23 protein-coding genes are annotated in these 23,552 nt (G+C 45.4%); 2 read left to right on the top strand and 21 right to left on the bottom strand.

Annotated features, from left to right (window positions below):
- Positions 1-206 precede the first annotated feature (206 nt).
- Positions 207-1,778: a BCCT family transporter gene (locus NL646_RS12970; RefSeq protein WP_005458059.1), complete on the bottom strand. Its 1,572-nt coding sequence runs from the start codon at positions 1,776-1,778 to the stop codon at positions 207-209.
- A gap of 395 nt (positions 1,779-2,173) precedes the next feature.
- Between NL646_RS12970 and cosR the strand changes: the two genes are divergently transcribed.
- On the top strand, positions 2,174-2,650 hold the full coding sequence (gene cosR / locus NL646_RS12965) for a MarR family transcriptional regulator CosR (protein ID WP_005494763.1): 477 nt from the start codon (positions 2,174-2,176) through the stop codon (positions 2,648-2,650).
- Positions 2,651-2,687: 37 nt separating this feature from the next.
- Here the strand turns inward: cosR and NL646_RS12960 are convergent, their stop codons facing one another.
- The 6 genes from NL646_RS12960 to NL646_RS12935 all read right to left on the bottom strand — a co-directional run bounded on the left by NL646_RS12960 (position 2,688) and on the right by NL646_RS12935 (position 8,718).
- Positions 2,688-3,326 carry a response regulator transcription factor gene (locus tag NL646_RS12960; RefSeq protein WP_005458063.1) on the bottom strand — a complete coding sequence of 213 codons (639 nt, stop codon included), beginning with the start codon at positions 3,324-3,326 and terminating at the stop codon, positions 2,688-2,690.
- Complete coding sequence (locus tag NL646_RS12955; RefSeq protein WP_020840950.1) at positions 3,310-4,674, bottom strand: cache domain-containing protein; 1,365 nt, start codon at positions 4,672-4,674, stop codon at positions 3,310-3,312. Before NL646_RS12955 ends, NL646_RS12960 begins: the two co-directional genes overlap by 17 nt.
- 114 nt (positions 4,675-4,788) lie before the next feature.
- Positions 4,789-6,075, bottom strand: a complete 1,287-nt coding sequence (locus NL646_RS12950; protein WP_005483284.1) for a TRAP transporter large permease subunit — start codon at positions 6,073-6,075, stop codon at positions 4,789-4,791.
- A 12-nt stretch (positions 6,076-6,087) separates the two neighbouring features.
- Entirely contained in the window at positions 6,088-6,627 is a 540-nt protein-coding gene (locus NL646_RS12945) for a TRAP transporter small permease subunit (protein WP_020838784.1), read from the bottom strand.
- Positions 6,628-6,752: 125 nt separating this feature from the next.
- Positions 6,753-7,841: a TRAP transporter substrate-binding protein gene (locus tag NL646_RS12940; RefSeq protein WP_005483136.1), complete on the bottom strand. Its 1,089-nt coding sequence runs from the start codon at positions 7,839-7,841 to the stop codon at positions 6,753-6,755.
- A 487-nt stretch (positions 7,842-8,328) separates the two neighbouring features.
- Positions 8,329-8,718 carry a hypothetical protein gene (locus NL646_RS12935; RefSeq protein ID WP_005490722.1) on the bottom strand — a complete coding sequence of 130 codons (390 nt, stop codon included), beginning with the start codon at positions 8,716-8,718 and terminating at the stop codon, positions 8,329-8,331.
- 270 nt (positions 8,719-8,988) lie between these two features.
- Between NL646_RS12935 and NL646_RS12930 the strand changes: the two genes are divergently transcribed.
- Positions 8,989-9,654, top strand: a complete 666-nt coding sequence (locus NL646_RS12930; protein ID WP_238802734.1) for a DUF2982 domain-containing protein — start codon at positions 8,989-8,991, stop codon at positions 9,652-9,654.
- A gap of 20 nt (positions 9,655-9,674) precedes the next feature.
- Here the strand turns inward: NL646_RS12930 and NL646_RS12925 are convergent, their stop codons facing one another.
- The 14 genes from NL646_RS12925 to nrfC form a co-directional block, all read right to left on the bottom strand.
- On the bottom strand, positions 9,675-10,331 hold the full coding sequence (locus NL646_RS12925) for an MBL fold metallo-hydrolase (protein ID WP_005457830.1): 657 nt from the start codon (positions 10,329-10,331) through the stop codon (positions 9,675-9,677).
- A 96-nt stretch (positions 10,332-10,427) separates the two neighbouring features.
- Positions 10,428-10,976 carry a DUF882 domain-containing protein gene (locus tag NL646_RS12920; RefSeq protein WP_005457820.1) on the bottom strand — a complete coding sequence of 183 codons (549 nt, stop codon included), beginning with the start codon at positions 10,974-10,976 and terminating at the stop codon, positions 10,428-10,430.
- A 181-nt stretch (positions 10,977-11,157) separates the two neighbouring features.
- Positions 11,158-12,699 (bottom strand): murein L,D-transpeptidase, encoded by a 1,542-nt coding sequence (locus NL646_RS12915; protein WP_024702487.1) that lies wholly within the window; start codon positions 12,697-12,699, stop codon positions 11,158-11,160.
- A gap of 152 nt (positions 12,700-12,851) precedes the next feature.
- Complete coding sequence (locus tag NL646_RS12910; RefSeq protein ID WP_253664308.1) at positions 12,852-13,934, bottom strand: DUF1513 domain-containing protein; 1,083 nt, start codon at positions 13,932-13,934, stop codon at positions 12,852-12,854.
- The gene (locus NL646_RS12905; protein ID WP_069514905.1) at positions 13,915-14,952 is read right to left on the bottom strand and encodes an imelysin family protein; all 1,038 of its coding nucleotides are present in this window, start codon (positions 14,950-14,952) and stop codon (positions 13,915-13,917) included. Before NL646_RS12905 ends, NL646_RS12910 begins: the two co-directional genes overlap by 20 nt.
- Before the next feature lie 10 nt (positions 14,953-14,962).
- Complete coding sequence (locus NL646_RS12900) at positions 14,963-16,345, bottom strand: di-heme oxidoredictase family protein (RefSeq protein WP_180787701.1); 1,383 nt, start codon at positions 16,343-16,345, stop codon at positions 14,963-14,965.
- An 84-nt stretch (positions 16,346-16,429) separates the two neighbouring features.
- Positions 16,430-17,692 (bottom strand): imelysin family protein, encoded by a 1,263-nt coding sequence (locus NL646_RS12895; RefSeq protein ID WP_025593582.1) that lies wholly within the window; start codon positions 17,690-17,692, stop codon positions 16,430-16,432.
- A 176-nt stretch (positions 17,693-17,868) separates the two neighbouring features.
- A complete protein-coding gene (gene ribA, locus NL646_RS12890; RefSeq protein WP_005457833.1) occupies positions 17,869-18,525 on the bottom strand; it encodes a GTP cyclohydrolase II in 657 nt (218 codons plus the stop codon).
- A 221-nt stretch (positions 18,526-18,746) separates the two neighbouring features.
- Positions 18,747-18,923, bottom strand: coding sequence for a hypothetical protein (locus NL646_RS12885; protein WP_005483239.1), 177 nt, complete (start codon positions 18,921-18,923; stop codon positions 18,747-18,749).
- Positions 18,924-19,071: 148 nt separating this feature from the next.
- Entirely contained in the window at positions 19,072-19,482 is a 411-nt protein-coding gene (gene nrfF, locus NL646_RS12880) for a heme lyase NrfEFG subunit NrfF (protein ID WP_029842703.1), read from the bottom strand.
- Positions 19,469-20,002, bottom strand: a complete 534-nt coding sequence (locus NL646_RS12875) for a DsbE family thiol:disulfide interchange protein (RefSeq protein WP_005457824.1) — start codon at positions 20,000-20,002, stop codon at positions 19,469-19,471. The genes nrfF and NL646_RS12875 overlap by 14 nt, the downstream gene beginning before the upstream one ends.
- Positions 19,980-21,887 (bottom strand): heme lyase CcmF/NrfE family subunit, encoded by a 1,908-nt coding sequence (locus NL646_RS12870; protein ID WP_253664307.1) that lies wholly within the window; start codon positions 21,885-21,887, stop codon positions 19,980-19,982. The genes NL646_RS12875 and NL646_RS12870 overlap by 23 nt, the downstream gene beginning before the upstream one ends.
- A 9-nt stretch (positions 21,888-21,896) precedes the next feature.
- Positions 21,897-22,868: a cytochrome c nitrite reductase subunit NrfD gene (gene nrfD, locus NL646_RS12865; RefSeq protein ID WP_017448430.1), complete on the bottom strand. Its 972-nt coding sequence runs from the start codon at positions 22,866-22,868 to the stop codon at positions 21,897-21,899.
- A complete protein-coding gene (gene nrfC, locus NL646_RS12860; RefSeq protein WP_253664306.1) occupies positions 22,865-23,551 on the bottom strand; it encodes a cytochrome c nitrite reductase Fe-S protein in 687 nt (228 codons plus the stop codon). Before nrfC ends, nrfD begins: the two co-directional genes overlap by 4 nt.
- Position 23,552 lies beyond the last annotated feature (1 nt).

Genomic DNA, 23,552 nt, shown 5'->3' with positions numbered 1-23,552 from the left:
AACAGTTAAGGTGGGTGAATATTACACACTTTTTCACGACTATTCACTAATTTTTAAAAAACAAAATAGCGCATTAACTCTTTGTAAAATATGGACTTTTACGTGTCATTTTTTTGTCTAGCGTCAGAAAAACCGCACAAAAAAAGCCAGCAGGGTGCTGGCTTCTTAATTACTTGTTATTTAAGCAAATTTATAAAATTGATCGATTATTGACGCTCTGTCTTCATCCCCATCAATAAACTTACACACATTGCTAGCAATATAAAGGTAAATGGCAGTGCTGTAGAAATGGCGCCCGCTTGTAACGCTTGTACCGCTTCTGAGCCACCAATCCAAAGCAATGCAACCGCAATCGCACCTTCCATAAATGCCCAGAAAACACGTTGCAATACAGGCGCATCGACTTTACCACCCGCCGTAATGCTGTCGATAACCAACGAGCCAGAGTCTGAAGAGGTGATAAAGAATACCAATACCAGAACCACAGCAATGATCGACAATATGTTGCCAAATGGCAGCACATCAAACATTTGGAACATCGCCAGTGATACGTCGGTCAGACCGTTTGCGCCTAACTCGCCTACTTTGTTGACGACTTGATCAATCGCCAGACCGCCAAACACCGACATCCAAACCACGGTGACTACCGTCGGAACAATCAGTACCGCTGTGATGAACTCACGTACTGTACGGCCACGTGAAACGCGAGCGATGAACATACCAACGAATGGTGACCAAGAGATCCACCAAGCCCAGTAGAATACCGTCCAGCCTTGGAACCAAGCTTCGTCGGTACGACCAAACGGGTTACTCAATGGAATGATGTTTTCTACGTACGCCATTAACGTTGTTGGGATCGAGCCTAAACTCGCCGCCCAGCCAATCAAACCAACAAGGATAAGCAGCAAAAACGCTACAACCATGTTGATGTTACTGATCACTTTTACGCCGCCGTCGATACCGCGAACAACAGAAACCACTGCGAGCAGAGTAACCACAGTGATAACTACAATTTGCAAACCTAAACCAGGTTCAACACCAAATACATGGTGAATACCACTTGCCGCCTGCTGAGCGCCCAAACCAAGTGATGTCGCTAGACCAAATAGAGTGGCAAGTACTGCAAGAATATCAACGATATGGCCAGCCCAGCCCCAAGCGCGATCGCCCAATAATGGGTAAAAGATCGAACGCATTGATAGAGGCAAACCTTTGTTGTAGGTGAAAAATGCAAGTGAAAGTGCCACAACGCCGTAAATTGCCCAAGGGTGGAGACCCCAGTGGAACATCGTCGCGCCTAGCGCCAAACGTGCGGCTTCTGGTGAGTTTGCTTCTACGCCGAGTGGCGTTTCGTACCAACCAGTGAAGTAAGCCACAGGTTCTGCCACACTCCAGAACATCAAACCAATACCCATACCGGCTGCGAACAACATCGCGAGCCAAGACATGAATGAATAATCAGCGACGGCATCTTTACCGCCTAAGCGTATTTTCCCAAGCGGCGACACAATCAACGCTAAACAGAAAATAACGAAAATGTTACCAGCGATAATAAACAGCCAGTCGAATGAACCAATGATCTTCCACTTAAGCCCATCCAATGCCGTCTTCGCGGTATGAGCATCTAGAACTAATGCTGCGACAAGAAACAGTGCAATAAAGCCTGCACTAATACCAAAAACTGGGTTATGAACATCAAAGCCCCACTTTTGAACGTTGTCTTGACCTACCGTATAGTCGGTACTGTCAATACTGTACTTATCTATACCCTTTGTCATCGTTCCTCTCTATTTTTGTATTATTTTTTCCGTACCAAACAAAAAATCGTTCGAACACGATACGTTTTACATTCCGTGAAAGCGGAAGATCCTATCATTTGAGGCGTTTTTGTCTATCTTTTGCTGTTAAAAAATCCAATAACTTACTTTTCAGTCGGTAATTTGCATTACAAAAAGCGCAAATCCCCACACCATTAATTAGACCACAAACAATTATTGCTATAATAATTTTAGGTCTTTCTGTTTCAGTTGCACGAGCGAATAAAAAGAAATCGCCAAAGACGAATAAATAGTTGAAAAATGTCGACCTAAATTTTGACTACAGCCCTTTAAATAACAGCGCATTTGAGTTAGTGTCGCGTCGTTACATGTTCCCTACAGACTGGATGAAAAAATTGGAAAAGTACGAAGAAGTATTGGTCTCGATTCGTCAGATCATCCGCGCTATTGATTTACATTCTAAAAAGCTGAGCAAAGAGTCGGGATTGACCGCTCCGCAATTGATTTTGATGCGTGCTATCAATGAGTTAGATAACGTGACTATCAAACAGTTGTCTAACCACACCAATATGAGTCAAGCAACTGCGACCACGATTTTGGACAGATTAGAACGCAATCAACTCGTTGAGCGTCGTCGTAGCGTTGAAGATAAACGTAAGGTACATGCGGTACTTACCGAGAAGGGCGAAGAAGCTCTGAGACAGGCGCCAACTCCGCTGCAAGAACACTTCATCAATCGATTCCAAAAATTGGAAGAGTGGGAACAAACATTGCTGCTTTCTTCTGTCCAGCGCATCTCCACCATGATGAACGCAGAAGACATCGATGTAGCGCCTCTTCTAGAAATCGGCAGCATCACCAAACCAGAATAATCACCTCTTTAAGTGCTCGTATTAAACGGGCACTTTTTTATTCCGTCAGCCCCGTTTCAAATGCGTATTTGGCTAATTCCGCTGTCGAATGCAGATCTAATTTGTGTTTGATGTTGTGACGATGCGTTTCTACTGTTCGATAGCTGATATTGAGTAACGTCGCGATTTTCTTACTGCTATTGCCTTGTGCCACCAACCTCAAGACCGCCTCTTCTCGTCGACTAAGCGGATTGGGTTTGTGATGGGCGGGTTTGATTTCTTGCGTAAAGAGCGTCTGAGTTACGGACTCGCAAAAATAGGTTGAACCTTGGTTCACGGTTTTGATGGCTTGCACCATTTTCTCGGCTGAAATTTCCTTGAGCATGTACCCCACCGCCCCTGCCTGCATCACTTTCATGATGTATTCGCGGTTATCATGCATCGTAAGCATGAGAATTTTACTCTCTGGTAATTCCTCTTTAATCACACCCGTTGCTTCGATGCCATTCATGATTGGCATGCTGATGTCCATAAGCACAACATCCGGACGCAGATGCTTAACGACCTCAATCGCTTCCAAGCCGTTGCTTGCCGTGCCAATCACATCAATGTCCGGCTCCAGCTCTAAACGCGCGATAAATCCATCTAACACCACTTGGTGATCATCGACGATCACCACACTAATCGGTTTGTCCATAAACTAATTCATCCAAATTCAAAAGCACGGTAATTTCCGTGCCTAAACCAAGCTCACTCATGAGTTCGAACTCGCCACCAATAAACTCCACACGTTCTTGCATGTTGCGCAAACCAATCCCTTGGCGATGCACAGCTTGGTTGACGACAAACCCTACGCCATCGTCTCTAATGAGTAATTGCAGCATATTGCCCATTTTTTGCAAAATAACCGTCACTTTTTTCGCTTTTGCATGCTTTTCAATGTTATTTAGCGACTCTTGCGCAACTCGGTACAGTGTTGTTGCGACTTCGGAGGTCAGCTTGTGCTGTTGAGTGTCAAAATGGCTGTCGATATCAATTTCAGAGTGTGAATGAAAATCTTGCAACAATGTCGTCAACGCAGCTTCCAAACCGATATCATCCAATGCGCTTGGGCGAAGTTGATGGGAAATGTGCCGCACTTCATTAATTGCCGTCACCAAAGAACGTTGTGATTTGTCGAGATGTGACTTGAGCTTTTCATCTTGCAATCGATGGCTCATTAAATCCAAATGACATTTACTCGATACCAGAAGCTGATTGATCCCATCGTGCAACTCGCGCGCTAAATGTTTCTTCTCATCTTCTTGAAACATCACCGTTTTGTGAGCAAGTTCTTTGAGGTTTTTATCGGCAAGTCGATGCTCATGTAAATTGATGGCTAAAGTCAGAACAATGATCACCGCCACGGTGACCACCAAAATCACCACCACAGAAAAAAACGTGGTCTCGATGTTTTTGTTCACCGCAGCACGCATGTTCGCGACTTCTTGGCTGACATCTTCAATGTAAAGACCAGTGCCAATCATCCACTCCCATTTATCCAACCATGCGGCGTAACTGAGCTTGGGTACAATGTCGCCAGTCGAGGGTTTCTGCCACAAGTATTGGTGAAAGCCGCCTCCGGATTGCGCTTGGTAAAGCAACGCTTCTATAAGCCTGTCGCCATTTTCGTCTTCTAGGTGAAGTAAGTTCTCCCCAACCAATTCAGGAAGAACGGGATGTACGAGGTTAGTGCCGTGTTTATCGTAAGCAAAGAAGTACCCGTCAGAGCCGTAAGTTAGGCGATTGAGAATGGCCTTCACTCGAGCTTTAGCGACACGTTCTTCAATCGTCGAATCGTTGTAAATGTGGGAAATGGCATCAAATGCGACATCAACGGTATCTTTGAGCGCCGCTTCTTTGGATTGAATGAGGTTTTGATGGAAGATCTCCACCTCTCGTTGACCCAATGTTTTGGCCTGATAAATGGAAATCCAACTGATGCTTGCCGACACTAAAACCACTGGAATCAATGTCAGCAAAATTAACTTGGCTTTGAGAGGCATCCTTCCCTCCATGAAACGCTGCCCAAAGGGTCAATATGCCCCAAAAGCAGCTTAACAACTTGTCTCAAAAGGTGAAGACTCTCAGCTCACAAAATCTCTTTTATTCCTTACTCATTACCCCATGCCGTAGAAACTTGGGAAAAACAGTAAGGAGGCAAGGACGAGAATTTGAATCGCAATGAATGGCATCACGCCACGATAAATATCCCGTGTAGTCACGCCTGCAGGCGCAACCCCTTTCAAATAGAACAAGCTGAAGCCAAATGGCGGTGTTAAGAAGGAGGTTTGTAAGTTCATCGCGATGAGAATCGCAAACCACGTCATGTTGATGCCGAGCAGCTCAGCAACCGGTGCGATAATAGGAACGATGATGAAACAGATTTCAACGAAGTCGATAAAGAAGCCCAGAATCAAAATCACAATCATCGTAATGATCAAGAAGCCCCACTTCTCACCCGGGATCTGCAACATCCATTCTTCGACCAGATAGTCACCGCCTGTATACGTAAACGCCATCGAGAACGCCGTCGCACCCAGCAAAATCGCGAACACCATCGCGGTCACTTTAACCGTCTCTTTCGACGCATCGTAGACCATTGACCAACTAAATTGCTTGTACAGTACGGCGAGAACAATCGCCCCAGCCCCACCCAGTGCTGCCGATTCCGTTGGCGTTGCAACACCGGCAAAGATGGAGCCCAACACAACAATGATCAACGCCAATGGTGGTAATACAGCTTTCAGCGCCTTGATCACTTCTTCCCTGCGGCTGAGTGACTCATCACGTTCAATCGGCTGCGCTGCTTCAGGGTTAAGCTTGGCGTAAATAAGGATGTAAACAACGTATGCACCCACTAGCGCGATACCCGGCCACACGGCCGCTTGGAACAAATCTCCCACTGGCACGCCAAGCACATCGCCGAGCAAAATGAGTACGATGGAAGGAGGAATAATTTGCCCCAACGTACCTGAAGCACAAATGGTTCCGCACGCGAGGCCTTTGTCATAGTTGTATTTGAGCATCACAGGCAGAGAGATCAACCCCATGGCCACCACAGACGCCCCCACTACGCCAGTCGATGCCGCAAGTAGCGCGCCCACCAGCACCGTCGAAATTGCGATGCCGCCACGGACGCCACCAAACAGACGCCCCATCGATTCCAGCAGCTGCTCTGCTAGCTTCGTTTTTTGCAGCACGAGCCCCATGAAAACAAACAGCGGTACAGCCATCAGCACCGTGTTTTCCATGATGGATTGAATTCGATATGGCATGAAGGCAAACATGTCCATGCCCTCTGCCCAAACACCAAAAATAAGAGCAATACCGCCGAATGTGAACGCGACGGGAAACCCGAGCAGTAACGCAAAGAGCGCCACAAAAAACATCACTATACCGATCATAATGACTTCCTTTTACGACTTACCGTTGCTACCGGCATAGATAAGATGAGGGTTAACGATTTTATTGACTGAGTGCAGCAGCAAACCAACGCCACTTACCGCCATAAATAAGAAAGAAACCGGGATCATGCCTTTGATTATCCATCGATACGGCAAACCACCTGGGTCACCAGACGTCTCGCCCAAGGCATAACTCTCTTTCGCGAAATCAATACCAAACCATGCGACCAGCAAACAAAAAGGAAAGAGGAAAAACAGGGTGCCGATGATGTCGATGATGGATTGCGCTTTATATGACAGTCGCTCATAAAAAATGTCGACTCGAACGTGACCGCCGGATTTGATGGCATAAGGCACGCCAAGCAAAAAGACAGCAGAGAATAAGTGCCACTCCATTTCTTGAAACGCGATAGACACGTCGTTAAACACGTAACGCATCACAACGTCATACACCACGTTCAACAACAACAAAATGAAGAGGATGCTGGATAACCACCCCAGAAAATCACCAAAGCGGTTGAAGATTCGCTCAATATAGATAAGGCTTCTCATTCCGAACTCCATGGAACGTGTGGGTTGGCTCCGCAGTATCTACGGAGCGTTTTTATGATTTTTATTTGAAATTTTTCTTGGGCTTCCTCGTCGGCCAAATCATACGATTTGGCCAGACCGAGTTTTTATTGCGCTTGGCTATTCAAGTACGCTCGGTGCGAGATGTTCGACCATGGACGAACTTGCTTAATGTAGTTCGCTTGAGATTCTTGAATCTCTTTTGCCAACGCATCTTCCTCAGCATGCTGTTTAAGCAGCTTGTCATTGGCAGCACGCAGCGCGTCCATCACCTCAGGTGGGAAATCTTTTACTTCCACATTTGGGTACTCAGACTGAATAGATGCCCAGTTTTTGCCGCTTTCATGCTTCGATTGCGTGTACATGTCGTACGCAGCGGTTTTCATCGCGACTTGGAGAATTGCTTTCAGATCATCCGGTAGACGCTCCCAAGTTCGCTTATTGACGAGGAACTGAAGCTCAGTCGCAGGCTCATGCCAACCTGTGTAGTAGTAAGGCGCAATTTTGTGAAAGCCCATACGTAAATCCAAAGACGGACCTACCCACTCCAACGCATCGATAGTGCGACGCTCAAGTGAGGTATAAAGCTCACCCGGTGCGATGTTGGTTGGCTTCGCGCCTAATTCTGCCAAGATTTCACCCGCAAAACCCGGAATACGCATCTTCAACCCTTGTAGGTCATCGACCGACTTAATTTCTTTTTGGAACCAGCCACCCATCTGAACATCGGTGTTACCACCAGGGAAAGACATCAAATTGTGCGGAGAGTAAACCTTCTCCATCAACTCCATCCCGCCACCGTAGTAGAACCATGCGTATTGTTCTGTCGGTAACATACCGAAAGGCATAGAAGTGAAGTAAAGCGTGTTTGGCACTTTGCCTTTCCAGTAATAAGACGCAGAGTGTCCCATGTCGTATTGGCCGGATTTCACCATGTCAAATACGCCAAATGGTGCTTTGTGTTTGTTCGCAGAGTCGATACGAATTTGTAGACGACCGTTTGACATTTCCTCTGCCATTTTCGCCATATTTTTCGTCGTGTCGCCAAAGATTGGGAAGTTAGGCCCCCACGTTTCAGCCAGCTTTAGGCGATATACTTTTTCAGCAGCACTTGCAGAAGTTGCCACGAATGTCATCGCTGCCACTACGGCAGTCATTTTGAGCACTCGTTTCAAAGATTTTTGGATAAGACTCATCGTTCACGTCCTTTGTCACCAAGGTTATTGTTGTCATCCATTTCATGCGGATTTGAAGTACGACAAGCTGACCAGCACCATTCTCATGTCAAAACACGAGCCGAGTCGCGACGCTTGAAGTAACTTGGGTATAAAGATGTAACAATGTTGTCTAATTCGAAATGGGCGTGAACACGCAAGTTATCTTAGTATCAATAACCTGATTAGCCCTTAGTATTACGTATTTATACGTAGGAGATTAGATGGTGGTAATGTTATAACGCCTTAAATCATTAAGTTATGAATCAGGCATGAAAGGCATTATTTAGAAAGCTACTTACGTATTAACTTGCCAAAAAATTTACACAGTATTTAAAAAAATGTGACAAACGCCATTTTTGTATCGCTAAAATACACGCTTGTTTAGAAGGGAAAGTTAAGAAATTAGGGCAAAAAAATACCTCGGCGATCACCGAGGCATTGTATAAAAACAGAACAATAGCGGTAATTAAACTGCTTTGTAGATAACTTTGTTACCTGCCAACTGCTCTTTTTGAACTAGGTTTTCTTCAAGAAGCTTCTTCAGTGCGCCAGTAGCCCATGATGCTGCTTTAGCGTCTTCTTGACCCGCTGCTAAACCGATGCCTTTAGGATTGATACCTTCAGCATTCGCTACAACGATGTCTAGTACTTGTTGTTGCTTAGGAGTAAGTGCAACATCAACAGTTTTCGCTGCAGCTACTTTCTTCTCAGCTACTGCTTTCTCCACAACAGGTTTTACTGCTGCTTTTTCCGCAACAGGCTTTGCTGTTTTTGGTGCTGCAGCTAGGTTTGCTACTGTCGCTTTAATGCGTTTTTGCAGTTTCATCTGCACTTTACGCTTATGAGCAAGTCTCATTGAATATTTCTCCAGTTCACTGCATCTCAGCAGGGATGAAAATTTGAAGCGCGTTTTATACCAAAATTTACAATCGATTTGTAGGTTTTAGCGGCGAAACGCTACGAAAAATGCGCTCAAAGCTTAGAACGTCTACTATTTAAACAGATCATTTGTGAACGGATTTATTGAATACTGGGTATAAAAACAGAGGTTTCGTTTTGATTAAAAGCATCAAGTTGCATATCAAGAAATCTCGATTTTATTTAGAGTATTCATTGAGGTATGAGCATGGAAACGCTGCATCTAACAAATTCACACTTCAAGTCTGATTCGCCAATCAACAGATTGATTTTGTTGCTGGTAGCGCTCATTACGCTATTTCTTGTCGTGATTTCTCCGGGTTGGAAACAAGCAATGCTTTCCGTCATTTTGATGGCAATCATCGTCGGTTTCGCCGTCTTGATGATTAAGAAAAGCCAAGTCACTTTCACACTGACCGCCTCGCACTTTCAACAACACCTGTTTAAAGGCGGTTGGGTTGTTCGTTGGCGAAATATTGAGTCCATTGGTATATGCAGTTATCAACAAGACGGTTGGCATCAACCGCTCCCGTGGATAGGCATCCGCTTGAAACACTACTCCCCTTATCTTGATGCAATTTGCCCGCGTATCGCGACGGAGATTTTACTTAGCCAACGCGCTTTGTTGTATTTGGGCGCAAGGCAGAACCATTGTGAAGAGAAATTTGAAGATATGGTGCTCGACTCACAACCGTACACTAGCAAAGCGGGAAAACAATACGACGGTTTGCAAGCCATGCTGGCGAATAGAATGAAGTATCAAAGAAAATTTTACGGCTATGATGTGTTTATTTCTGCCAGTGATTTAGACAGGGAAGCCGACGAATTTGTAGGGCTGACTCGGCGATACTTAGCGGCCGCCGAGCCAGAATAGTAACGAGTACAGACAAGGCGCTAGTATAGTGGCATCTCGTCAGCAACAAACGGGTTGGTTTTGCGCTCGTGACCGAAGGTAGATTGAGGACCATGACCCGGTACAAATGTAACATCGTTACCTAGAGGCCAAAGTTTCTCTTTAATTGAACTAATCAACGTATTGAAGTCGCCTTGGGGGAAGTCAGTACGACCAATGCTACCGTTAAACAGGACATCACCAACAAACGCTAAACGGGCTTCTTCACTATAAAGTACTACGTGACCTGGTGTATGACCCGGCGTATGGATAACGTTCAGCTTTTGATTACCAAAAGTGACAACGTCACCCTCATTCAACCATTGATTCGGCTCAAATGCCTCAGTTAGAGGGAAACCGAACATTTTGCTTTGCCCTTCCAAACCTTGTAGCCAGAAGTTATCCGCTTTGTGCGGACCAACGATTTCTGTTCCGCCTAACAGCGCTGATAATGGCTCAGTACCGCCAACGTGATCTAAGTGACCATGGGTCAATACCAATTTCACCACATCAACACCCAGCTCTTTGATGAGCATTGCAAGCTGTTTTTCGTCACCGCCAGGGTCAACAACGATGCCTTTCATCGTTTCGTCACACCAAACGATAGAACAGTTTTGAGAAAAAGAAGTCACTGGGACAACTTGGTATTTCAGAGCCATAGATAACCTATTACCGAATAAATTTGCGTTAAAACTGCCGCAACTATGACACTAACCCTAGGCGACTTCAAGACTTACGCCAGCCCTAAAATAGGCTTACCAACTGCGTACTGCACCCGTATCAATGTGGACAAAGTTACTGCCCGGATAGTATCCAACACCACCAGCCTTCAAACTGATTGCCGCATCACGCACCGTAGACAGCTTTACACCATCGAGACGAAAATCAATCGCCTTCCCTTCCATGTGTAGACTCTTCTTAGCAACACCAGTAGAACCGCTGCGCAGGGACGCATTGGTCACAGGAGAACGGTAGCCAGAAATCACGATAACTTCGGATTCAGTACCGATGAGCTTTTGAATTTGGCTGATTTGATCGAACAGACGTTTATCCATTGGATGCACTTCATTACGGCGATGATCACGGCAGAACTCATTCAAACGCTGCAATTCTTTGCCGACGTAGCGATTGCCATCGAAGTAGCACGTCTCGAGAAGCTCACCCGTATTCAAGTTATTCATGGCTAACACGCGTGGTTCATCCGGAAGTGAAGCCCATGAAAGTGTAGGCATTGCAGACGCCAGTACGACACCACCAGCGGTCATTTTAAGGAAATCACGGCGAGAAAAATTACGACTTACCATAAACAAAAACACTGCTCAATTACTAAACAAAGAAAGCGGACGATACCGAAACCAATTTATCTCGTCAAATGCATAAATTGGTCCGGAATATCGAAGTCTCGCTAAAACTTTTGTTTACTTATTGAACAGAAAACGATTTTTTAGAATTGTAAATTTTCTTAAATTTACGAGCCATGCAGGCTTAGCCTTGATGGTCGTATTTGTAGATGTCATCTCGGTAATACAGCGTACCTTCTTCCAACCAAGCTGTTTGGTAGATGATGTGTACCGGAATACGCTCCCCTAGTGGCACCGAAGTCGTTGATGAACGAGCGCTTTCCCGCTTTTTCTCTAAACGCTCTTCCAAACCTTGAGTTTTGAACAGAAGCTCTGCAAGTTGATCGGCGTTTTCTACTCGAACACAACCCGAGCTAAACGCCCTTCTATCTTGTTGGAACAAGTTTTTACTCGGCGTGTCGTGTAAATATATGGCTTGTGGGTTCGGCATGTTGAATTTGTACAAACCCAACGCATTGTGCGAACCAGAAGCCTGACGCATGCGGTACGGGAAGGTTCTTGGATTAACTGTTGCCCAGTTGATCGTGGTTGGATCGATGATTTCGCGCGAGGTCCAAGAACGGATGATTTGAATGTTATGTTCCATTAAATACATCGGATTGCGTTTCACTTTTGGAATAATGTCTTTCACCATGATTTTCCAAGGCACATTCCAAGTAGGATTTAAAATCACCGAATCTAGCGTTCCAGTCATGATTGGGGTTTTTCTTGAAGCTCGACCAACCACAACTTTTGATTCAAACAGTGGCTGACCATCATGCCAGTACGTAACTTCATAACCCGGCACGTTCACAAACACGACATTGTCTCGTTCTTTCGCCCAAATACGAGAACGCTCAGCATTCAATGCCAGCAAGTGCAAACGTTGTTGAGGAGAGAAGTTGATCCAACGAATGGTGTTCGGACCAATTACGCCATCTTGGTTCAAGCCATGAATACGCTGGAACTCTTTCACCGCCAGCTCCAAATTTTCATCGTATTGCGGTATTTCTGAATCGATGTAACTGACATCCACTCCGACGATCGCCATGCGTTCAACAAGGGTTGATTTGTTTTCTATCGGATCACCGACGCGCAACAGACCTTTTTGCTCATAGAAAGGATATTGATATTGCGAGAATTCAGAAAGCGAAGCAAATACCGTATTAAATGAGGCATCCATTTGCAAAGGCGATCGCAAGCTGGCTAAAAACTGATCCAACTTCCCTACCGTGATCTCATTGCTCAGTACAGATAGCGTATCCACACTAGGCGCAGGAAAGCTCACATGGGCTTTATTTGCAAACAACCAGTTAACGCCTTCTTGAGGAACCTGCTCAAGATAGCTGAGGTACATAAGGAGGGAATCGGTCATCACCAAATCGAAGTCAAGGTTGTCACCTTTCCATCTTACTTGGTTAATACGATGCAGTTGGTTGTCAAACTCTTTAGAAACGTCAGCAAGCGCGACCAGCTTCATCTGAAAAATGAACTGTTCAACATCGCTCTCATTTTCCCAATTCAAACGGTAATTCGTACTTTGATAAAGTTGATCAATCACCGTTGGATAATGGATCATTTTTTCAACAGACAACTGCTCTACGGCCCCTTCTTGCTCCGTTTGGGCAGAAGCGTCGAGAGAAACCACGGTAGAAAAGCTGCAAAACGGCACCATAAGTGCCGTCATTATTAAAACCCTAGCAAACACTGAAACGATCCTTGCGCTACTTGCCATAAAAAAAGTATGGCAAATATCTCACAGCTTGCAGGTTTAAAATTAAGAATCTGGTGACGAAATCGACAACAAATCTCTCAATAAGAGATTATTTATTGAACTTTTTAAATAATTCGCGACCAATGATTGTCCCATTGAACACCGCTTGAGTATGCGTTTTTGAATTGCGAAGGTCTCTGTTCAACGACTTTTCCCGCTCCAGAACTGACGCGAAACTCATCGCCGTAAATCACCACACCAGACGCATCTGGCAGTGCATTCAGCTCCACCAGCTTGCCCGTTTCTTTAGACCAAATACCATAACAACTGCCCGGAGGTGATGTTGCTAAAATCCAATCATTGGTTGCAGCAATACTGGCTATATATTGATTAAAGCGTGCCCATTCTTCAGGTTCTGCTTGCAGTGTTTGCATCTCTCCTCCACGCGTATGCATGGCGAGCAAAGCAGGATATTCGTCAGGTTCTCCGCGATATTGCTGGCCGCACAACACCGTTTCTGAACCATCATGCGCAAGGTGACGAATGCTCAACTTATGATCCGGCAACGCAACTTGATCAAGCAACTCGCCGTTTTGCGAAAGGTAGCTCAAGCTTGGCGTCATGCTGTCCAAATTCAAAGGCTCACGACCATTAGTATGCACCCCACCCACACCAATCGCTAACGTGCCATCGGGCATCATGATCACTTCATGAGGCCCAATGCCGAATCCCGATAACTCAGCGATTTTTCGGTATTGGTTTTTAACATCGTAAACACCGATGATACCTCGGCTAGTGCCTCTTTCGCCTTCCGTAGCGAAGAGATAAAGACCATCGTGAGAATAAACGCCGTGGCCGTAAAAATGGCGCTCCGGTTTTGCCAGTTCCAACTTGAGCATTTGTTCTGTTCGATAGTCGAACACCATAAAGAAAGTGCCAGGACGTCGACCAAAAACAACCGCGTGGCCATGCTGATTGGTCGCCACGCCATGTCCACGTTCAGGGATAGGTAACGTCGAAATAGGCATACCATGTTCATCAGCCACCACGGCAGCAAACTGATCTCGCCCGACAATGGAACAGCCAATTAATGCGGGCTCTCGCTTTGTTGTCGCCGCACAACCAAACGGCAACACGGGAGTTGCCGCTCCAAATAGTGCCGCTTTTAGAAGCGTTCGGCGGATTTGATCAGTCACCATCGGTTGCATTAAACCCTATAACGACACCAAGCTCGATAGCCACCTCTTCATGGATGAGGTATTTAAGTTGTTCTAGCTTGTTGTATTGCGCGAGAACCAAACGATATCCGTCCACACTTTGTAGTGCAGAGAACAGGCTTTTATCTTCAGGCCAAGTCTCTAAAGCCATGTCAAACTGATACGCAACGCGATCCGCCAATTGCGTTTTACCTTGCGCTCTCAACAGCGCATCTAAACCTTTACCGTTCGCAAAATACAACTGATGCAAGCTTTCTAGGTTAGCTTTTAAGTTAGAGAGCGAGGTTTCTGAGCGCCAAGACTCCGAGAAGTAAGGACGAGGATGCCCTATCTTGGCTAGCGGACGGCTGAGCTTTTTCATGCTGTATTCTAGCTGGTTAGAAAGCAGCGAAATGTACTCCGATTCCCACTCTGTCTTTTGCAAAGACTTCCACGGGTTTTGAGCCCAAGAATTAGCGATGATCTGTGCTTTATCGTGCAAGTTTTCGGCAATAGCAACACCTGAGGCACATACATTGCTATTGGTATTAAGCGTGGATGCATCATCAAAAAGTAACCATTCCAACGCCCCCAGACCTTGCACAGTCACGCTTTGTGTCGAGATCTCTTCCACTGTCCAAACTTTATCGGCTTTAGTCAGCGCCGACATTTTACGCCCGGTGGTATTTTTTTTATCGGGCCAGAATTGTACGTTCCAGCTTTGCTCCAGCGCGGTCGCGGGGCCACGTTCCTGTCCTTGAAGCGCCATCCAAGCCAGCATGGTGCTGTGCCACTGTTGTTGTACTGGTTCCACGTCATTTTTCGGCGCCGAACAAAAATCAGCAAAGCTCTGTTCTAACTGCGAAGCTTGGCTTAAAAATGACTGTGCGGCATGAAACTCCACTTCGTAAACAGCTTGAGAAATATGGCTAGTTTGCTCTGGTTGTGCATCCGACGAGCCCGTTGTCGATTGGCAACCAACTAAGCTTAGCGTTGCAACAACAGCGCTCATTAATATTGTTTTCTTCATGGTTGCATCCTTACAGAGAGTTCAGAAACGCGATCAATGCGTCACGTTCTTTTTGGTTAAGCGATAGCACGTTTTGTTTCGCTTGTTCCGCTTCACCACCATGCCAAAGCACCGCTTCCATCAAGTTACGTGCTCGACCATCATGTAAGAAATACGTGTGACCGTTCACTTCTTCTGTGTAACCAATCCCCCAAAGTGGTGGCGTACGCCATTCACGGCCATTGGCAAGATATTCAGGTCGATGATCAGCAAGGCCCTCTCCCATGTCATGCAACAGCAGATCGGTATACGGGTGGATAAGTTGCTCTGAAAGCGCAGGCCGGTCTGCTCGTTTTGTCGTTTTTACACTGGTTTTATGGCAGCTTTCGCACCCCGAAGCAGCAAAGATCTTTTGGCCAAGCTGAACATCAGGATCATTCACATTTCGACGAATCGGCACGGCTAAGTGTTGGCTGTAAAACTCTACGAAGTCGAGTATGTTTTGGCTTACTTCTGGCTTGCCGCCATTTGGCAACTCCTCACAAAGGGATTGCTTCGCCGTGCAATTTTCATTCGGGAACAAGTGACTTGTTAGACCGACATCACCATTAAACGCGGCCGCATTTTGCTGCATCAACGTTGGTTGTCCTGCTTTCCATCCAAAACGGCCAATCGAAAAGTCGCCTTTTTCGATGTCCCAAACTTTATTCACCTTGCCTGAGATGCCATCGCTATCACTGTCATTTTCGTCTGCCCACTTAAGCAACGTTTCATCAGGAATACTTTCTAGCAAACCTAAACCAATCATAGGTGGCGCGACACGAGCGGAAAACTGCGTATCAGGGTGCATGTCCCCATAACCTAAATCGGTAATTTTCAGCGCAGGCTTTCTCAACGTCACTTTGGTGCCATCTTTAAACTCAACGGGAACGTCCGTATAAGTAATAGCAATTTTGCCCTCTGGCGTTTGGTCTTGCAGAGCAAAATCTTGCAGTTGTCCGCCATACGTAGGCTCCGGAATACCGCCATCCATGATGTAAGCTTTCTTCTGCTCTAGCGTCATCGCCGGGATACTCAAACGCACCAACATAGACACGGCATGAATGTCGCCTTTTTCAGGAGGATGCCCACGGCCATCTTTTATGTGGCAATTCTGACAACCATTGGTGTTGAAAAGCGGGCCAAGGCCGTCTCTTGCATCTGTAGTCGCTGGCGCTTGCACCCATGGGTTACGGAAAAAACTATTGCCCACACTAAAATCGAGTCGCTTACTCATTGGCAAGTTCGTCGCGGGTAATGAATAGGCATTAGCACCGTCTTTTTTGACACTGGTGTTGCCACCAGACTTAACATCGTAAGCCATGGCAGAAGTCGAAAGGATCGCGGCAAAGGCGGAAAGTAGGTATGGCTTCATATCACTGCTCTTATATGAATGGATAACAACGAGCTCTAACGGCAAAAGGGCTCACGATGAGCCCTTGTTTATTATTATGTGTTCTTAAAACTCGTGGTCTGCGGTGTCTGGGCTTAGGCTATCGATGCCGACAATACCCGCTGCACGCTCAATAGCACCTGTTTGTGCAACCAACGCCATGATGGTGTCGTTAACCAGAGCATTGCCTTGAGCATTACCCGCCGCAATAAGTTGGTCGAAATGCTGATTGTGTTTTTCAGCAGAAGTCACCAACTCGCCAACTTGACTGCGTGTTGCGTCAAATTGCTTCTGGATTTCTTCAGCGGCTTTCTTATCTTCCTGAGCAACTAGGTTTGCGATACTTGGACCAGTAAGAACCGTGCCATCTTGGCGGCTGTATGTACCCGTATAAACGTTGTAGATACCTTGCTCGTTGTAGTAATGCGAGTTGTGCGTGTTATCCGAGAAGCAATCGTGCTCGTCTTCCGTAGAGTTCGCTTCTAGCGCAACTTTCATACGCTCACCAGCTAACTCACCCAAAGACAAAGAGCCCATACCAAACAGCATTTTACGTAAACCATTCTCTGCTGAACCTGTTAGTAGCTCTTGACGGTAGTTGCCTTTTTCATCAGCAGACCACTGTTTTTCCATCCATTCAAGATCTTGAACAAGTAGATCGGCCGCGGCTTTTAAGTACTCACCGCGACGATCGCAGTGACCATTTGTACAACCAGAACCAACAACAAAGTCCGTGTAAGCACGCTGACCTGCACCTGCATTGGTGCCGTTCAGATCTTGTCCCCATAGAAGAAATTCGATCGCGTGATAGCCCGTTGCTACGTTTGCTTCTGAGCCACCTACTTCGTTCAAGCTAGCAAGTAATTCTGGAGTAATTTTTGCCACGTCAAGCTTAGACGGGCCGATCGTTAGGCTTGTGTTGGCAATGATATTTGCCGCTGCACCTTCGTTACCAAGCTCATATTGGTAGTCAGCAGCCACATAATCGATAAGACCTTCGTCAAGTGGCCAGGCATTAAGTTGACCTTCCCAATCGTCGACTACTGCGTTGCCAAAACGGAAAACTTCAGACTGTTGGTATGGCACGCGGGACTCTAGCCAAGCTTGCTTAACGTCTTCAAGCTTTGCCTCAGATGGTGCTTTTAAAAATTCAACGATTTTCACTTCCAACGTTTTTGCCGTCGTCAGTGAGTCAGCAAATACGGCGTGAGCCACATCTGCATAATGTTCAACAACTTGTTGTTTTGTTACTTGAGCAGCAACGGTAGTACCACTGGCAATGAGGAGTGAAGCAGCAATAGATTGGACTAATACTGTTTTTGCATTCATCTGAAGCATCCTTGTTGAGCAATTCATTTGTTATATTCGTAGTGCTAATTATTCTTATTTGCACTTTTAGTCACGAGATAATACAAATTTACAATTTATTTGCAACTCCAGATACAAAAAAAGCCTCATCACTGTGAGGCTTTTAACATTCATAATTGACAGTTTTCTCTTTAGGATTAAACCTTTAGGTTATGTTTGCCGTGAGAAACTTTCGCTCTAAGATAGTTTTCATTACCATCTTTAATGTGCGCCGAAGTATTGACAACTTCGACAATCTCAATTCCGTATTCCGCTAATTCACGGATTTTCTTAGGGTTATTGGTCACAAGACGAATTTTCTTGATACCTAACGCTTCTAACATTTGTGCCGCTTCGGTGAAGTCTCTTAAATCATCATCAAAGCCTAAATGGTTGTTTGCTTCGTAAGTGTTCATCCCCTGGCTTTGCAGACGATACGCATCAATCTTGTTGTACAAACCGATACCACGGCCCTCTTGGCGAAGGTAAAGGATCACGCCGCCAGATTCGCCCATACGTTGGATCGTTTCTTCTAACTGCTCACCGCAGTCACAGCGAGATGAGTGGAAAACATCGCCAGTCAGACACTCGGAATGCATACGCACTAGCGGCGTGTCTTGCGTTTGATCCGCTTGTTTAAAAATAACTGCCACATGCTCTTTATCTGTCTTAAGGCCACGGAAAGACAGGATCTCAGCATCGATATTACTTTTAGCCCCGACTTTAAAATCTACTCTGGCACGTACTTCCGCCATATCTATACTCACTCGATTTATTGCTTGATGCGCTTGATGCGTTTTTGTTATTGCATTCATGGGATTCACTTATTGCCCTTCAACTATGGGGATTGATACCGCATTTTTCAATGTTGAGATCACAATTGGGTTGATCTTATCCCCTTCCGCGAACAAAGACGATCACTTATCTTGCTGCGCTGATGAATTGTTATAGTATAACAATTTTATAAAACTACAATAAAAAACCCCAGACAAATTTTTGCCTGGGGTTGGTAAAGGTTAGAGCATGAAAAGGAATCTTAATGAGTTTGGCTACGTTTCCAAACCGCTAATTCTATCCATACCGCTTCGAGTTCTTGAATTTCTTCGTCTGTTAGGACGGCGAGAGTTGAAGTCACTTGTGGCAGCTTCGGTGTTTGAAACGCACGAATCTGCGAATAAAAGTCCTTCTTTAACTGCAATATAACTGAATCCACTGCGTACACCTACTGTTGTTCTTTTATTACTTCTCCAGCTCAAATTTTATCGTTAGCTTTATACTGGAGGCTTCATAAATTCCAAAAAATGATAACACTCTGCTTGTTATATGCACAATTTATTTTCCATACTGGAATAATGGTCACATTAATTTCGCTTGATTAGTCGGATCGAAAATAGAGCAAAAAAGATCAAAAATATAATAGGAAAGATCCACAATAGCGCAGTTGAATAATTAAATGGAGGTTGATACAGAACAATATTTCCATATCGTTCAACCAAATAATCTTTTACCTGCTGATCGGAGCTACCTTCATTGACCATGGTATAGACCTTTAACCGAAGATCTTTAGCCGCTGGCGCATTGGACTCAATCAAGTTCTGGTTTTGGCATTGTGGGCAGCGCAATGTCTTAGCGAGCGAGGTTGCTCGTTGTTGCACTTCTACAGATTGAAATTCAAAAAGATCAACGTTCTGCTTAATTTCACTCCCATTGCTCACAGGAGAATATAATGCAAGTGCAAAAACGGTAACAAATATATATTTAAATAGCGCCATTAAAATACCTAGAAAATATTGAGTTCCATTTGTCGATCGTGATTGCTCCCCGATATTTGATCAAAACCTTGCCATTTTGATCAATAAGATAAGTTTCTGGTGTACCTATCACTCCCAGCTCAACCGCTAATTCGCCATTTGGGTCACTAATCACGTCTTGATAAGGATTGTTTTTAGAGCTCAAGTAGTTTTGAGCGGCAGAGTTATTATCTCGATAATTCAAACCAATGATCGGCACTCCCGCATCCGCTATCTGCAAAAGTGTTTCATGTTCTTTCTTACAGATCCCACACCATGACGCCCACACATTCAGCAACTTATAGCCATTGTCTTGAAACAACACCTGAGTGACCTCTTTTCCAGAGATAACCGATACAGCGCTGAAATTTGGAACCATTAGCGTGCTTTCCTTTGCTTGCTCAACGTGGGGGCGGTCAGATAACGCCGCAACGACCACGACTGAAAAGACGGCAACAACAATAAATAACCCGAATAGTTTAGGCATAGTTTTCGGTGACATTCACGGCCCTCTTTCTTTTGCGATACACAGTCGTCAGTGCGCCAAACACCGCTATCAAACCGCCTGACCATATCCACCAAATCCCCGCCCGGTACTGAACTTTTATCGCATAAGCGTTTGTGCCAACTTTATCCCCCAACGTCAGATAATAGTCTCCGTGCCATAAACTCAGAATCGCGGGCTCAGTCATGTTCATTACTCGCACGGGATAATGGCGTTTTTCAGGTTGTAATGCATAGCGGGTCTGATCATCAAGGCGCAAAATGATCCTTGCTTGTTCTGCGGTGTAATTTGGCCCTATTACCCAATCCATACCTTGATAATCGATACCAATGTTTGCTCTTTGATGTGAAACACCTGGCTCTACTCGCAAGTTGTATTGGTACGAGTATTCACTGTTGAAGACAGCTCCTACAACGGCTAAAGAAAAACCGACGTGTGCTAATACCATCTTGATTAGTGGCCCTTTGTTTTCGGCATTCAGCCATAACATAGTGTGCGTAGTAATAACCCAAGCTGCTAAAAATACACTTGTAATTGTCCCAATACGCACGGTATCAACCGATAAGATAAAGACGGCTACGGCACCTAATGCGATTATACTTGCGAAGGCGAATTGCCTTTTCCAGTTCGCACACACTCCTTTTGTCCACCGCAAAATTGGCGTCATGGCTAACGCCAACAAAGCGAAAATACTAAGAGGAAATATCAAGCTATTAAAATACGGCGCACCAACAGAGATGTTTCCCAACCCTAGCAATTGATAAATCATCGGGTAGAACGTACCTAAAAAGACGATCGCCGTGGATATGACCAAAAGTCCAATGGCCACACACACCATATAAGAACGACTAATCAAGGAACGTAATCTAAATGGTTTGATGGCATCTCCACGCACAATCAGTACGCCAAACGTCATCAATACTAACGCACTAAGCACAGCAAGCAGGGCTAAACCTTTGGTAGGATCCACTGCAAAAGCATGCACCGATGTCAATACGCCAGAACGTACGATAAATGTCCCGAGAATGCTTAAACTAAAGGTTGCAAACGCCAACGCGTATGTGCTCCACAACGCTCCCTGATTTTTCTTTGCTAATACCCCGCTGTGCAGGAGTGCAGTGCCGGTTAACCACGGCAATAAAGAGGCATTTTCTACTGGGTCCCAAAACCACCAGCCTCCCCAGCCAAGTTCATTGTATGCCCACCAAGAGCCGACGAGGATACCAACAGTCAGGGTTCCCCAGGCAAAATACGCGGCCTTTCGCGTACAACGGTACCATTCATTGACAGGCCGTTTGCTTAATAACGCCGCAAGTGCAAACGCCAAAATGGCGGAATAACCAACGTAACCTAAATATAAAAGTGGCGGATGAATGATCAATCCGATGTCCTGCAGCATTGGATTCAAATCACGTCCTTCTACCGCCAATGTTTTTGCGAACTCAAAAGGGTTAGACGTTGTTAACGTAAACCAAGCAAAAACGGCAATCAGAACATTCATAATGCCAAGGCAATCTGCGGTGTAGCATTGGTTAATCGGAGAACTAAGAGCAATGTATGATGCCCATAAACTAAGCGTCACGACCCAAAACAGCATGGAGCCTTGGTGCCCACCCCATGCCGCTGCAACCTTGTAAGCGGTTGGCAATTGGCTGTTGGAATGAGTGACCACATATTCAAGAGTAAAATGGTCTTGGATAAAACAGACAATCAGCAGTAATAGACAAACTACAGAGGCCAAACTGATGAGATGTGAGGTCGCAAGTTGGTGTTCTAACATAATGGGCTTAGCCGCTGCACGGCGATACCAATGCAGTGCAGCGGAACAACTCGCCCCCATTGCGACGAAAATCAGTAAGAAGAACCCTAGTTCAGCCTCCATTGTTCCTCCTTAGACAACGGTCATTTGACCAGCATAGAGTATGAATGTACGCAGCATCAGCACGCCGACCAAACTCAATGTCGTCACGACAAAGACGTAACTACCTTTATGGCGAACTTCAGAAGGCATTAACCAGTTCAATGTTAGCGGCATCAACATACCAATCAACACAACACCAACCCAGAACCACTGCGCCCAAAAGCCGTTGGATATTGCATTCCAAGCTGCGACTTCGTTTTGTCCCCCGCTGAAAATCAGGCCAGTAAAGAACGTTACTAAAACGAACAACTCGAATAATACAACCGGACGTTCAAAGCCATGCACCCATGACACACTAGGACTGGATGTCGGCTCTTTAAACACTAAGATTCCGAACATCAAACATGCCGCTGCGCCCGAAGAAAGGCTTGAGAATAGGAACAAAATCGGCAACACCGGATTGTTAAGCATCGGGTAGGTTTTAAGTGCCGATAGTAGGAAACCAGTATATGCCGCCAGTACTATCGCCAAGAAACCCAAGAACAACTCGATGGCATTACTCACCTTTCCAGCCTTGATCAAAAAGCCATCCACAAAGTCGAGTAATCCGCTCGGTAATTTGCCTTCACAAAAGCTGATGATTTGATGGCGAAAGATCACGCCAATCCAAACAAACAACACAACCATGTAGACTTGAAACAAGACAACGCCCATCGACATCACCGACGTCGGGTTGTAGTAAATCATGATTTTCCAAAACTGGAGTGGCTTAGTTAAATGGAAAATCAAAATCACCAAACCGGAAATGATGCCAAATGGCGCGAGCCAAGCCATCGCTTTCATAATGCCATTGTTCGCCGGATCACCCTCAATGACTTTGCGTTTAAGGTAGATAGAAATCATCACTGCACCAGCAGACATCCCAGCTAAAAATAGGTAAATCGCGATGATCCAATCCCACACTAATGAATCAAAGTGGAAAGCACTTTCAAAACCGTTCATGATGACACCTCCCCTTTGTTGTGCGGAATTTTAAACAGCTTAGGTTGCGTTCCTAAATGTGACTTATCGCGATACACAAGGTGGTTATCAATGACTTTGCTTACCTCGCTAGTTGGGTCATTCAGATCACCAAAGATGAGTGCTTTTGTTGGGCAAGATTCCACGCAAGCTGGCTGCTTACCTTGCGCCAGGTTGGTATCACGGCAGAAGTTACATTTGTCTGCAGAATGGTCAACAGGGTTGAAAAAGCGCACTTGATAAGGACAAGCCGCCAAACAATAGCCACAACCGACACATCGCTCTTTGTGCACATCTACTATGCCCGTAGCTTCATCTTTGTACGCAGCACCCGTAGGGCAAACATACACACATGGTGGATTATCACAGTGCTGACAAGATTCACGCGTAAACTGGTACTCAACATCAGGAAATTCCCTAATGGGTTCACTGCGATGAATTTTTAGGCGGGTCACCCCTTCTGGCACTTCATTCACTTCGCGACATGCTTCGGTACACGCAGTACATCCTATACACGCATTTTCATCATGCACCATGCCAAAACGTTTGGTTTGCTCACTATCACTGGCATAAAGAGAAGCACTAACAACAGAAGTGCCAGCAACGCCAGTGGTCAAAATCAATGCGCCGCTACTGGCTAAAAAATTTCGTCTTGAACACTTCATG

The organism is Vibrio sp. Y20_XG_PY13, from assembly GCF_024181925.1.
Taxonomy (GTDB): Bacteria; Pseudomonadota; Gammaproteobacteria; order Enterobacterales; family Vibrionaceae; genus Vibrio; species Vibrio parahaemolyticus.
This window is presented reverse-complemented; position numbering and strand designations above follow the sequence as displayed.

What these genes read in the sequence shown, in the direction of transcription:
- nrfC (WP_253664306.1), bottom strand. Translation starts at nt 23,551, where the DNA reads ATGAAGTGTTCAAGACGAAATTTTTTAGCCAGTAGCGGCGCATTGATT.
- NL646_RS12955 (WP_020840950.1), bottom strand. Translation starts at nt 4,674, where the DNA reads ATGCCTCTCAAAGCCAAGTTAATTTTGCTGACATTGATTCCAGTGGTT.
- NL646_RS12895 (WP_025593582.1), bottom strand. Translation starts at nt 17,692, where the DNA reads ATGAATGCAAAAACAGTATTAGTCCAATCTATTGCTGCTTCACTCCTC.
- NL646_RS12915 (WP_024702487.1), bottom strand. Translation starts at nt 12,699, where the DNA reads ATGACGGCACTTATGGTGCCGTTTTGCAGCTTTTCTACCGTGGTTTCT.
- NL646_RS12935 (WP_005490722.1), bottom strand. Translation starts at nt 8,718, where the DNA reads ATGAGACTTGCTCATAAGCGTAAAGTGCAGATGAAACTGCAAAAACGC.
- ribA (WP_005457833.1), bottom strand. Translation starts at nt 18,525, where the DNA reads ATGAATGCAATAACAAAAACGCATCAAGCGCATCAAGCAATAAATCGA.
- NL646_RS12945 (WP_020838784.1), bottom strand. Translation starts at nt 6,627, where the DNA reads ATGAGAAGCCTTATCTATATTGAGCGAATCTTCAACCGCTTTGGTGAT.
- NL646_RS12960 (WP_005458063.1), bottom strand. Translation starts at nt 3,326, where the DNA reads ATGGACAAACCGATTAGTGTGGTGATCGTCGATGATCACCAAGTGGTG.
- NL646_RS12875 (WP_005457824.1), bottom strand. Translation starts at nt 20,002, where the DNA reads ATGTCACCGAAAACTATGCCTAAACTATTCGGGTTATTTATTGTTGTT.
- NL646_RS12920 (WP_005457820.1), bottom strand. Translation starts at nt 10,976, where the DNA reads ATGGTAAGTCGTAATTTTTCTCGCCGTGATTTCCTTAAAATGACCGCT.
- NL646_RS12930 (WP_238802734.1), top strand. Translation starts at nt 8,989, where the DNA reads ATGGAAACGCTGCATCTAACAAATTCACACTTCAAGTCTGATTCGCCA.
- nrfF (WP_029842703.1), bottom strand. Translation starts at nt 19,482, where the DNA reads ATGGCGCTATTTAAATATATATTTGTTACCGTTTTTGCACTTGCATTA.
- NL646_RS12925 (WP_005457830.1), bottom strand. Translation starts at nt 10,331, where the DNA reads ATGGCTCTGAAATACCAAGTTGTCCCAGTGACTTCTTTTTCTCAAAAC.
- NL646_RS12905 (WP_069514905.1), bottom strand. Translation starts at nt 14,952, where the DNA reads ATGAAGAAAACAATATTAATGAGCGCTGTTGTTGCAACGCTAAGCTTA.
- NL646_RS12910 (WP_253664308.1), bottom strand. Translation starts at nt 13,934, where the DNA reads ATGCAACCGATGGTGACTGATCAAATCCGCCGAACGCTTCTAAAAGCG.
- NL646_RS12940 (WP_005483136.1), bottom strand. Translation starts at nt 7,841, where the DNA reads ATGAGTCTTATCCAAAAATCTTTGAAACGAGTGCTCAAAATGACTGCC.
- nrfD (WP_017448430.1), bottom strand. Translation starts at nt 22,868, where the DNA reads ATGAACGGTTTTGAAAGTGCTTTCCACTTTGATTCATTAGTGTGGGAT.
- NL646_RS12900 (WP_180787701.1), bottom strand. Translation starts at nt 16,345, where the DNA reads ATGAAGCCATACCTACTTTCCGCCTTTGCCGCGATCCTTTCGACTTCT.
- NL646_RS12970 (WP_005458059.1), bottom strand. Translation starts at nt 1,778, where the DNA reads ATGACAAAGGGTATAGATAAGTACAGTATTGACAGTACCGACTATACG.
- NL646_RS12950 (WP_005483284.1), bottom strand. Translation starts at nt 6,075, where the DNA reads ATGATCGGTATAGTGATGTTTTTTGTGGCGCTCTTTGCGTTACTGCTC.
- NL646_RS12870 (WP_253664307.1), bottom strand. Translation starts at nt 21,887, where the DNA reads ATGGAGGCTGAACTAGGGTTCTTCTTACTGATTTTCGTCGCAATGGGG.